Genomic DNA, 10,995 nt, shown 5'->3' with positions numbered 1-10,995 from the left:
TAGTTGAAAATATTCATATTCCATCCGGTTAGCATTAACAAATTATGAATTAGCTAATCATAAGTAATTATAATTTATACCATGTCTGCTGCTTAGAAGATCCTGTGTTTACAAGTATTAAAAGCTACAAATATTTTAGTGATCGCTTTTTGGAGAAAAACTTTTTGGTTTACTGACAATGCTGAAGTGAATTTATGAACTCATGTGAACTAGTAGATGCTGTAGCAGCAAAGACCACAACAATTCGCAATTCGCAGTTCGCAGTTAAAAACAATTAAACCGCGTCTACCTTGAAAACCATAGTTTTTTGGAATTAATTTAAAGATAAGTATTCAGTGCTGTTAACTGCACAGTTGCGTGAAGCTCTAAATCTGCCAGGCGATCGCCCAACGATGATCCAGCAGTTTACTGATAAGAGTTACCTCAAATCTGCCCTCAAAAATTCCCTGATTCGGGTGCCCAAGTATCTAATTTTTGCTCAAGACTAATACCGTAAAGAGCCAGCATCATACTTAAAGTTTGTTGTAAAAGAGCTAGGTAATCACATCTTTATCAAACCAGTTAGCGAAGCCAGAAGTGAAAAATCTACAAGAATCTATACTGTTGATGATTTGAAAGCTTGGTGTGATAGCAATGTAAATTCAAATGAGGAATTTGAATTGAATGAATTCATTACAGGTCAGTTATACAATACAAGTGTTGTCATGAAAGATGGTCAACTTTGTTATTTCGCTGCTTGCAAGCATTATCGACCTAATGATGAGTTCATTTATGGCCATCAACTCGGCAATATTATTGTTAGAGAAGAAGAACTAGAATTTCAGAAACTCTGGCAATTTTCAAGTGATGTGTTAGAAAGTTTAGAACACGGTTACCCCAAAAATGGTGTATTTAATATTGATTTATTGCTACCTTCTCTTAGCGAAGAACCGATTCTGATGGAAGTAGCTGCACGCCCCCCTAAAGGGCTTGTGTCAAGAATGTTTTACGTATATCAAGGGATACGTCTAAACGAGTTACATCTCCAATTACAGATTGGTGATTTGCCTGATATCATTCTCAAGGATAGAAATGAGTGGAAGTACAGTGCTTCCTCGATTCATCCAAAGCAGAATGGTGTTATTACAGAAATTGAGAAGCCAGTTCTCGAAAGTGATGTGGAAGTTTATTGGCAAATTTATTTGGGAGAGAGGCTGGAAAAATCACAAAGTATGAGGGATGTTGCCATTGCTATTGTTTTGAGCCATTATGACTTCTCAACCCTTCAAGAGGATTATCAGGTAGCCAATTCTACCAATTTCTACAATACTAAAAAAGATTTTTTCTAGCAGCCCTAAAGAAACTGTTTTTACAGCAGTGTTTGAGTTAAAATCCGAAAAATTGCTGCCTAAAGGAGTAAATTTCAGTGCATTCTGCGCTTCTCTACCAGACCAAGGTGAACAAGGGAACAAACAACTCTCTTTTGTTTGACACTCTTCGAGAAACGACGGAATCTGTTTTAGGCTTGGTTTCCTAAATGCATTTATGGATAGGAAATTAAGCATTGTTGCACTACCACAAGATGTTTGAGCCAGGTTAATCAAACTATAAGCTGAACGCAGCCTGCAATGAGTTCTAGTCTGAATCACCTACTCTTTTGCTCTGACTTTTGAGATTTTGATCCGTGTCTTGTTATTCGATAAAGCCTATATAATTAATAATCTCATTAGTTAATTGCTAAGAGGCAACTGTTGTTTGCTTGCAGACTGTGAGGATGCGTTGGTCGTTAGGGCTAATAAGTCTGATTTGATGAAAATTGGATAGGTTAATTTTCATATTTTCAGTTTTTGCTTTATTGTAACTAAGTGATTTAGCAGAAACTGTGTTGTTATTCTGTTTTCCTGTAAAGCAACTAAACTCAGAATTAGGATAGTACAAAGCTCCGACAATATCTCCTTGTTGACGTTGTAATAATAAGTAGGCTTTCCCTATTTGATTAGGTTTAGGAGTTTCGCCGTATAAATATGTTCCATCAACAAGCAAAGCCGATTTGGTTGAGCTATTTGGCAAGCTTTGTCCAGTTGAAGAAGGAATTTCTAAACCGACTAAAGCTAGAGAAAGCAATATAAATGCCGCACTTTTCTGGAGTTTTGTGCTAACAGTTGCAGGTAGATTCATTTGTTTTTTCCTTGCGTTACTGTTGGTTGTACCTACCTTAAACCTCTTGTCGTTTGTATAAATCTTTCTGTCGGTAGAGATTAGGGTAGCAATATCAACTTTCAAGCCCTTCCACTATTGGAAAGCACGCTTTACAGACAAAAAGTGGACGTGATTGCGCTCGTGATTTGCAAGGGTTGCTCCCGTTGCTAGAGCAACTAAATCAAAACTGAAGTGCCGCTATTTAAAGTAGCCGGAGCTAAAACCGGAGTAGCCGGAAGTAACCTTGTAACGCTCAAATCGCCGGAGATAAGTCCCATGACCTAACTAAGTCTGAAAACTGGTTATAAAAAATTAATATTCCAGAATCAAGACGATGGCTACTCTAAAAGTATGCGGTCGCCTTTTGCTATTTCACTCATGCTCTAGAGAATGGCACGCTTGAAAAGCTGAAATAGTTGCTTGATAACAGGTTTAGAAAATTAATAGTTTTAAGGTCGGGAATCAGAATAATCTGCAACTCTTAGTTTGCGATCCACCAGCTAACCCCTCTGCTTCATCTGTAGTAGCTGAACTATTCAACATCCTGCCAACCTTCTAAAGTTGCCAAAAGTATATTGACAAGAGGATGATCTACTAATTCTTTTAATGCCTCTGTCTCACCAGCTTTCAGCGCCTCAAGTACCCGTGTTTTCAAAGTAGAATTACCATTGATTTGTTTGAGTACTTCTGTCACTGCTATCTGTTTTTCTAGTGGAGTGCTAGTAGGATAACTATGTCTTAATTGGTTGAGAAGCTGCTGAATTTCTGCTGCGGCTTGTGCGAGATTCTGCTTTTGCTGTGGGCTATAGTTCGTGATATTGCCGCCGATTTGTTGTGCGGTTACTGTGTCTGCGTTGACTAGACCACCTGCAAATTGAGCGCCTTTGAGGTCAAAGTTGGCTTGTTTGTTAGGATTTTGTGACATAGTATTTCCCTGATTACTATAAGTTTGGGCGTAAAATTTAGGGCTTTGCAGTGCCGTAACCACCATAGTCTCTAAACTAGGAATTCGGCTATCTTTCTCTGAAATTAGTGCTTGTAATTCCTGTTGTGCTAATGGTTTGAGTTGATTATAAATTTCAAAATATTCCGCACTTAGTTCCGGCTTGTCAGCTTCAACAGCAGTTTTAGCACGAAGTAGAAACTTGTTTTGGCCGCGTACTTCCATGCCCACGATTCGCAAATCTGCTTCTGGGTGATTCTCGGCTAACTGCTTAAAGGAAATTGTGATTGCTTTCGGGTCAACGCCTTGGTTATGGTAAAGGTCGAATCTGTATGGCTGGGCTGGTGATAATGAAGGTTTATACAGAAATATATCTAGGGTATGCGGTTTTATGCAATGTAGCGTAATATTTTTTTTAGAAGCTTCGATTGCTGACAATAGGCAGATGATTCACCATTGGGTACAGTTGTGAATCTGGCTTCTACCGTGCAATATAAAACTGCCCTAGACGAAACTTGAGCAGTTTTTGATAGAAGTAAATTATATAGGAGACAATTAGTGTTGTCCCCAGTTTATCCATAGTAAATACCGTTATATAATACTCTTCGCCTGAAATTTCGTACTTTACGCAAAAAACGAATAATCTTGAGTTGGCATTACAAAGGATAGAAGTCAGCATCAGCCAGCGCATCACAGACGGCAACTGTGATTTTGAGCTTCTTCCTTGGCGGGACGCAGGATATAGTTGCTGGTAATAGGGCGCTGAGAAGGCAAATCTGGGGATGAAGGAAGTAGCGACACCGGACAGCCCGTCGTAGACATCGCTCTCAAAGCGGGGCGTAGACATCACCCAAACCATTGAACCTGCCGCAAAGTTTTAACCGGATGATAATGGGCGAGTAGTAACGTAGATAAGCCTATTTCATTTATCACTTGAAGATCGAGCAATGAATTTGAAGTTTTTTATCGCTTTTAAACATAAAGCAATTATTAGTATACATAAAAATTCCATCCCGTCTCTTTGAGCAGCTGTCGTAGTTTTGTATGAGGAAATTTTGTGTCTTTGTTGTTATTTTTATACATATCAACAAAGAAGCCTTGCATCAGCGCAATAATGCTGCGGTATTTGACGATGCTAGTAACATAAAACTCATCTAACTTCATGACCCCATCAGCGTGTATCTGCTCAATGCTGTCAAGTAATATAGATCCGAGTTCATCAGGTTTTAAACCTTCTTTTATCTCATATTTTTCCATTATTCTGCGTTTCTCGTTTTCAGAGCATAAATCATATCGTGAGCGAATAAGATGACCAAGATTCCGCAAGACTTCTCCGTAGTCGTAAAATTGGTTCTGCTTAAAAAAAGATTCTTCATCTTTGGTTAACGAAAAACTCTTATCAAGTACTAAACCAAAATCAGTCAAATATATCTGTTTGCCATCAGTGAGGATGTTGCGAAAATGTGCATCGAAGTGAATAATTCCCTTTCTCCTCAAAAAGGCAATGGTCGTGCATAATTTATCTACAGGTTGCTGAAGTTTGCTATGGTTTTCTTGCAACCATGTTTCCAGAACATACGGTATGTACTCTAAAAACAGAACCAATTCATAGTTGGCGTTTGCTCTATCTAACACATAATTCTCGATACTCGCATTATTGCCCCAATACTCCACAAAGCTTTTATGATTTTCCATATCGATATTCTCGCGTTGCCCAAAGAACGGAATAATTCGATAATGATACATTAGGGGAAATGTGGCGTTCGCTCCTTCTAATACCCAGCTAGTAGTTTTAATGTGTGTTATAAGTTCACGAAATACACCAAAACCAATAGAACCAACACCATAGTTAAAGTAAGTTGGTAAGTCATACAAATTTTTGGTAGAAAATAGGTTTTCGTATTCGATATCCGTAATCGGAATGCGCTTAACAAAAATTTTGAATTGTCCAAGAACAATGGTATGATTTCGCCCCGAGCTTGAACTTAATGTGCCTGGCTCGTTATTGTCAAACAAAGAACACAATTGCATATTATCCAACCCAGCAAGTTGTGAACTAAGCTTGAAGTAACTCTTGGTTCTAAGTTCTAGATGGTTTTTAAGCATTTTCTTGGTTCAGACGCAGTATAAAAAACCCTAACATTATTGTAAATGTTTTAACTGGTTGCCAAAAGGCGTTTCACCCAGGGCGGCTGCATTATGTCAATAAAAATAGTTTATTCTCAATAGAATCGAAAGTAATCTCATTAAGGCTTGTTTCTTGACGAAGATTTAAGCGTAGACGCATCCCCGTTAAAGTAGCAATCGCTCTAAAAGCGAAACTTAGTGCATCGTCTCCCTAATCGATTCTCTCACTTATTGCCGAAAGTCTTGCTGATGTGGGCTATTGGAGTGATGAGCGGCGTGTTGATGGGAAATCTGGCGCGAAGATTCGGTTTGGTAGCTCTTTTGTTGACAACCCAGTGCTGAGGTAATACTTCAAACAAGACCTTGTGTTTATTTTTAACGCTAATTGCTCAAAGTAAAAAACAGTAGTCGTTACAGGAGCTAGGGATGCGCTCATACTCGTGTCCCCTTCAGACGTTAACTTTGCTCCTAATATTTCTTATTTAGATACGATTGCCTACCTCTCGTGGATTTTAAGGAATTTTACTGATATTTCAATAGGGTTTCTTTAAGCGGAGAAATAGTTTCGTAAATTTACGATGTTTTTCTCCGTAGAGAAGTGTCATTTTAGAGAAATAGATTTTGGAAAGAGAATTGATATATGAATTTCCTAAAAAAAGATTATTTCAACAATAACTTATTAAACCAGCTCCGTTATCAGCTTGAGATATTAGAAATACATGATTCCAAATTAGCCAAACTCTTATGCAAACTAATTCCATCCCATTGTCCTTTTGAAAGAACGGTAACAATTTTAGGGAGGACACTTTTTCACATTCCACCATTGTGTAAAATCAACCCCCTCTATGAGCAAATAATTGGTCTGCGTTACAAGTGTTTGTTGTATTTAGTAGATGAATGTGGCGAAGATGCGACAAGGTATTGTTAAACGGGATTTTTGTTTAGTAAAAAGAGAGAGGAGCTTGTTCTAAAATCTAGACAATGCTTTACTCCTGCGTAAAGGTAAGCTTTTGTTGATATTCTTTATACTCTCTGTCTTTATGCTGCCAGTATTTCTCAACTGTTTCTTTAGCAGCGATTGCACTATCGTATTCATCTCCACCTTGGCTTAATAATCGCTGTTTTGTTTGCTTTCGGAAGTCAGAAACAACTTTACCATTAACTTTACGCGTCTTTGACCAATCTAGAACTGCTTTAGGATAGTTACTAGTGTCAATGTATTTCCCCTGTTCAATTTCTGGTAAACTGTAGCCCCGTAGTTCCGGTACCCAGTGGTAAATAAAGTCTCCTTGGGGGTCTTTTTCGGCAATATTCTTCGACGGGCTATAAATGCGAAAAGTATCGCTAAGTGGATTAGTTACACCAGCCTGCATCTGCCATTGCCAATTATTAATTGCTAAATCTCCATCTACTAAATAGTTCATGTAGTGTTTAGCTCCGTGATGCCATGAAATCCCACAGTTAATGGTTAGGAATGTGGCACACATTGCCCGCATCCGAAAATTCATCCAACCCATTGTTTTGAGTTGTCGCATACTGGCATCAACCAGTGGAAAGCCTGTCATTCCTCGCTGCCATGCTTGAAATAATTCTTGTTTTTCTCCCGACAATGTTTCTGGTGTATATAGTTGATCAAATTCTGGGTAACGGTTAGTGTAAGCAATTTCTGGATGGAAATAGAGCCGTGCAGTAAAACTATCATGCCAACGCAAACGGTCTCGAAATGTTTTGAGAGAGAATTCTGCTTTAGGTTGAGCTTTTAATTCTTCTGCTAAGGCTTTAGTGCTTTGGTAAACAGTGCGAGTTGAAATAGTCCCAAAGGTTAGGTGTGGTGATAAATGAGATGTTGCACCAAGCTGTGAGAGCATTGGGCGAGAAAGTTTCCAATGGTAGCCAAAGTATCTTTTTTTGAGAAAAGAGTTCAGTTGAGCTTGTGCTTGTGTTTCACCCCCTGGAAAGTAAACTTTCTTAACTGCCCAAAAGCGCTGGTATTTCTGTTTAAGTTCTTCAAACGTTAGCTGTGGTAGATTAAGCGTTATTTTAGGTGTATTAATAGTTAATGGCGCAAGATATTGGGGTTGCCTTTGATAGGTATAATATTCGTTAAACCACTGGTCACGTTGCTCTGTTGATTGCAGAAAGTTGTTTAGCCCAATGTGGTAATCAAGGTTTAACTGTTTGTAGAAATCAACTATAGTTTTATCCCGGCTGACACCGTATTCTACCTGCACATCACGGTTAAAGAAAAGTTTGGGCTTATATCGTGCAATGATTAACTGCCTAGTCAATTCTTGCACGATGTCTGTAGAATTACCTTCAAATAAGTACAGCCGACTACCTAACTTTTGGAGATTTGAGTCGAGATTTTCCAATGACTCAAACAAGAAGCGGACTCTCCCCTTTCCGACATCAGCCCAGGTATAAAACCAAGGGTCAATAATGAAGAATGGCAGAACTCTTGCATCATTACCAGATGAAGAGGTGACAATTTCGTTGTCAGTTAAACGCAAATCTCGACGAAACCACAAAAGGTGCATAGCTCAACTTACTCTCATCTACAATACATTTGTACCATAATTTTCTTTGCTGTCGAAGTTGAGTGTCTATGGCCAGATGTAATCTATCCTGACTGCGCTGACTTTAGACAGTGCAGCAAACCGAACAAGTAAGTTCTAGTTTTAACGACTTGTGAGCAGTCTAAAAAGTAAGTAATTATAAATTCAGGTATCAATGTTAATTCTTTCCACTAACTCCTGAACTCTTCAGATTCAAGAATCAACTTTTTGTAATCATAAATTTTTCAATTTTAGATAGATATGGAACTGAGCAGTCAAATAGAAAAGCCCATTTTGAAAAAGGCATCTGCAACAAAATTATCCCAACAGTTAGAACCAAAAGTTGAAATTATTGAGGCTCCCAAACCAGCATGGGAAGCTGAACAACAACTGGAAGAAAATAATAACAATTTAAAGTATGATTCTAACTATTACTATTCTCCGGTATTTGATAGCCCTCAAGTGAAATCAATTGAAAACTCAGGGTGGCAGGTATCAGATATTTGGCGAGAGATTCGGGTCGATAGTTACTGTGGTAGTTGGTAATGTTCAGAGCTAGCAATAATTTCAAGTAGTAACTGAAGCGACACACCTTGTGGAATATAAAACTGCAAGGGTAACGAATGTAAAGCAATATTTAAAAGTTAAAAGTTTAAATGGGGGCACATCTGCCCTCATTTTGAAGATGGATATCAGGTAAGTGTGCGTTAGAATTGAAGTAATGGCAACTTAATTGATTTGAAGCTAGACTAAAGAACCGAGGGTAAAAGTTGCTCACAGGGCAAAGTTTAATAATTGGGTCATTGATAAGTTGTTTATACAGCATTTGTGATCAGCGATCAAAGTACTGTATGCAAACGCTGTAACTCAAAAATAGCAATGTAGAGTTTAATATTTACAGGTGTTAAAAGTATGGCTAAGGTAACAATTTCTATTGGGCTAACTGATGCAGAAATCAAAGCTTTATCGGCAATGCAGATTTCGGAGAATGAGTCATTAAATCATACAGCGACAAGATTGCTCCTGGGAATCCTGGGTCAGACAAAAGCTGGGCTGGCGTTATCTAATGGTGATGAGATTAAGGAAATAGTTAAACAGGAAGTAAATGCTTCTTCTGCGTCTACACCCGATGGGGAAGAGATAAGACAGGTAATTAGGCAGGAGATGGCAGATGCGATCGCTCAGATAAAGGGCTTAATAGATGAGCGTAATGGTGGAGTTGCCCTATCTACACAAGAGGCTGTTTCTGTTGAGCAGCAAGTCATACCAGATTATTCAGCAATACGCGAAAATATCCTTTCCCAATTTAAAACAGGTAAGCAGTCAGCAGCTAAGGCAATCGACGCTTTTATTGAGTCACTGCGTGCTGTCAAGGAACAACAACAGCCAGCAATAGTAGAATTAGATGTAGCGAGTTAGGATTTTTGTGCTGGCGACTATTAACCAGTTAACTTAATCATGCCTTGGCTGGCTAAATGTTCAAGCTGAAAATGATGCTGTGTTTGCTCTCGTAACAACTTTTGTAATACATAGGAGCCAAACGTTATCGCAATTCCAAAACAACTAATAAACTCGCAAATCAAGTCACCCCAAGTTTTCTTGATTGACCATGAAAATAATAATCGTGGTTTGACCGATACCAATGAAGCGTTACAGCTAGCCGAAAGCTTAGAGTTAGACCTAGTATTAGTATCTGAAGGCAAAGAGGCTCCAGTTGCAAAAATTCTCAATTATGGCAAGCTTCAGTATCAAAAGAAAAAGCGTCAGGCACAGAGTGCTAGACCAGTAGTAAAGGAAGTTCGGTTTGGTTTGAATATAGGTGTAGCTGATTATAAATTACGCATTGAACAAGCAGTTGGGTGGTTGAGTAAAGGCGATTCGGTGAAGTTTGCTGTTCGTTTACGAGGTCGAGAACATCAATATCGTGACCAAGCTGGAGAACTACTAGACCGAGTTGTAAGTGATCTGAAGTCTGTAGGAAAAGTTCAATCACTTGATAAGCGTTCCCTAATTGCTTTAATCATTCCTGTCTAGATTGGTTTTTAAGGGATAGCTTAATTAAACTAAGTAGCCACAGGAATAGACAAAATTATAGACTGACTACTCCACAAACAGAGCATTTCTCTGTAAGGAGACTAAAGCTAGAAAACTTAACTTTTTATGCTTGCACCACTGCATTATATCCATTTGTTCACTAGCGCGATCGCTTCCAACAATGCAAGGGAGTAATCATGCTCATAAGCTAATCGGCATTTAAGCTGCATAATATAAATGCAGAGCTAATTGAAAAAAGTATGCCACCACCAGCCAAAAACTTTTTAATTTTAGAACAAGTTACTCAGCTACAGCAGGCTCTTAAGGAGAGCAAACTACCGCACGTAAGGGAAAGGATTTTCATGATTCTGCTCCAAAACGATGGTAGAACACAACAAGAAATTTCTAGATTTCTAGGTTGTTTCCCCAGAACTGTTGCATATTGGTGTATGCATGGAGATCCAGATAACCTCGAAAGTTTACATAATAAACAAGAGTATGAGCATAACCGAAAAGCCACGCCTGAATATATTGAACTGTTATTAAAAACAGTTGAAAGAGAACCATCAGATTTGGGTTATGAATTTGGTCTATGGACAGCAGGAAGATTAGCAACATATTTAACAGAACAAACAGGAATTGATTTAAGTAGTTCTCAAGTTAGGAGGATATTAAAGCGAAAAAAGTATAGTTACATTTGGGCTAAGTATGATTTAGAAGATAAACAAGATCCTCTAATTAGAGCAGAATTCCAAGAGAAACTTGCCCAATATTTGACAATAGCAAGAGAGCAGCCAGAGCCTATGCAGGTATGGTTTTGGGACGAGAGCGGTTTTAGTTTACGTGTGATTCGCCGCAAAAACTGGGGTAAGCGAGGACGGCGCAAAAATATTACAGGTCAACGGCGATGTGGACGGGTAAATGTCATGGGAGGAATTCGAGAAGCAGATCGGAAGCGGATATGTTGTTTTATTAAAAAAGGTGAGGGAGATATATTTTATGAGCAGTTGCAGCAACTAAATAAATTAATTAGAGGCTATTTATAAAGTAAATCTAAAGGCGAGTAGGAGGGGATTACTGCAAGGATTAAAATACATCAGACACAGTGTATTTACATAGTTGCTTATGGCACGAAAGTCTTATCCCACAGACTTAACT

Annotated in this window: 11 protein-coding genes and 1 pseudogene; 7 read left to right on the top strand and 5 right to left on the bottom strand. The window is 38.5% G+C overall.

Going from position 1 to position 10,995, the window contains the following annotated elements; all coding sequences use genetic code 11:
* Positions 1 to 335 precede the first annotated feature (335 nt).
* Positions 336 to 488, top strand: a complete 153-nt coding sequence (locus H6G96_RS42075) for a hypothetical protein (RefSeq protein WP_242063629.1) — start codon at positions 336 to 338, stop codon at positions 486 to 488.
* Between the two features lie 171 nt (positions 489 to 659).
* Complete coding sequence (locus tag H6G96_RS39040) at positions 660 to 1,328, top strand: hypothetical protein (protein ID WP_242063628.1); 669 nt, start codon at positions 660 to 662, stop codon at positions 1,326 to 1,328.
* 388 nt (positions 1,329 to 1,716) lie between these two features.
* Here H6G96_RS39040 and H6G96_RS39035 read toward each other — a convergent pair whose 3' ends face one another.
* The 4 genes from H6G96_RS39035 to H6G96_RS39020 form a co-directional block, all read right to left on the bottom strand.
* The gene (locus H6G96_RS39035) at positions 1,717 to 2,157 is read right to left on the bottom strand and encodes a hypothetical protein (protein WP_190919823.1); all 441 of its coding nucleotides are present in this window, start codon (positions 2,155 to 2,157) and stop codon (positions 1,717 to 1,719) included.
* A gap of 553 nt (positions 2,158 to 2,710) precedes the next feature.
* Positions 2,711 to 3,559 (bottom strand): hypothetical protein, encoded by an 849-nt coding sequence (locus H6G96_RS39030; RefSeq protein ID WP_190919822.1) that lies wholly within the window; start codon positions 3,557 to 3,559, stop codon positions 2,711 to 2,713.
* A gap of 43 nt (positions 3,560 to 3,602) precedes the next feature.
* Complete coding sequence (locus tag H6G96_RS39025; RefSeq protein WP_190919820.1) at positions 3,603 to 3,968, bottom strand: hypothetical protein; 366 nt, start codon at positions 3,966 to 3,968, stop codon at positions 3,603 to 3,605.
* 143 nt (positions 3,969 to 4,111) lie between these two features.
* The gene (locus H6G96_RS39020) at positions 4,112 to 5,227 is read right to left on the bottom strand and encodes a hypothetical protein (protein WP_190919818.1); all 1,116 of its coding nucleotides are present in this window, start codon (positions 5,225 to 5,227) and stop codon (positions 4,112 to 4,114) included.
* Positions 5,228 to 5,888: 661 nt separating this feature from the next.
* Here H6G96_RS39020 and H6G96_RS39015 point away from each other — a divergent pair.
* Positions 5,889 to 6,176, top strand: coding sequence for a Mo-dependent nitrogenase C-terminal domain-containing protein (locus tag H6G96_RS39015; protein ID WP_190919816.1), 288 nt, complete (start codon positions 5,889 to 5,891; stop codon positions 6,174 to 6,176).
* A gap of 58 nt (positions 6,177 to 6,234) precedes the next feature.
* Here H6G96_RS39015 and H6G96_RS39010 read toward each other — a convergent pair whose 3' ends face one another.
* Positions 6,235 to 7,785, bottom strand: a complete 1,551-nt coding sequence (locus H6G96_RS39010) for an FAD-binding domain-containing protein (RefSeq protein WP_190919813.1) — start codon at positions 7,783 to 7,785, stop codon at positions 6,235 to 6,237.
* A 279-nt stretch (positions 7,786 to 8,064) separates the two neighbouring features.
* Here H6G96_RS39010 and H6G96_RS39005 point away from each other — a divergent pair, with 279 nt between their 5' ends.
* The 4 genes and pseudogenes from H6G96_RS39005 to H6G96_RS38990 all read left to right on the top strand — a co-directional run.
* Positions 8,065 to 8,349, top strand: coding sequence for a hypothetical protein (locus H6G96_RS39005; RefSeq protein ID WP_190919811.1), 285 nt, complete (start codon positions 8,065 to 8,067; stop codon positions 8,347 to 8,349).
* Positions 8,350 to 8,715: 366 nt separating this feature from the next.
* Positions 8,716 to 9,222 (top strand): hypothetical protein, encoded by a 507-nt coding sequence (locus tag H6G96_RS39000; protein WP_190919809.1) that lies wholly within the window; start codon positions 8,716 to 8,718, stop codon positions 9,220 to 9,222.
* A gap of 126 nt (positions 9,223 to 9,348) precedes the next feature.
* Positions 9,349 to 9,837 (top strand): translation initiation factor IF-3, encoded by a 489-nt coding sequence (gene infC / locus H6G96_RS38995; protein ID WP_190919825.1) that lies wholly within the window; start codon positions 9,349 to 9,351, stop codon positions 9,835 to 9,837.
* A 260-nt stretch (positions 9,838 to 10,097) separates the two neighbouring features.
* A pseudogene (locus H6G96_RS38990) lies at positions 10,098 to 10,868 on the top strand (IS630 family transposase); the annotation flags it as partial.
* Between the last annotated feature and the right edge of the window lie 127 nt (positions 10,869 to 10,995).

Source organism: Nostoc sp. FACHB-892 (assembly GCF_014698795.1).
Taxonomy (GTDB): domain Bacteria; phylum Cyanobacteriota; class Cyanobacteriia; order Cyanobacteriales; family Nostocaceae; genus Nostoc.
This window is presented reverse-complemented; position numbering and strand designations above follow the sequence as displayed.

Bases quoted from the DNA above. Each gene is read 5' to 3' on its own strand.
- H6G96_RS39035 (WP_190919823.1), bottom strand. From the start codon at position 2,157: ATGAATCTACCTGCAACTGTTAGCACAAAACTCCAGAAAAGTGCGGCA.
- H6G96_RS39025 (WP_190919820.1), bottom strand. From the start codon at position 3,968: ATGTCTACGCCCCGCTTTGAGAGCGATGTCTACGACGGGCTGTCCGGT.
- H6G96_RS39020 (WP_190919818.1), bottom strand. From the start codon at position 5,227: ATGCTTAAAAACCATCTAGAACTTAGAACCAAGAGTTACTTCAAGCTT.
- H6G96_RS39015 (WP_190919816.1), top strand. From the start codon at position 5,889: ATGAATTTCCTAAAAAAAGATTATTTCAACAATAACTTATTAAACCAG.
- H6G96_RS39010 (WP_190919813.1), bottom strand. From the start codon at position 7,785: ATGCACCTTTTGTGGTTTCGTCGAGATTTGCGTTTAACTGACAACGAA.
- H6G96_RS39005 (WP_190919811.1), top strand. From the start codon at position 8,065: ATGGAACTGAGCAGTCAAATAGAAAAGCCCATTTTGAAAAAGGCATCT.
- H6G96_RS39000 (WP_190919809.1), top strand. From the start codon at position 8,716: ATGGCTAAGGTAACAATTTCTATTGGGCTAACTGATGCAGAAATCAAA.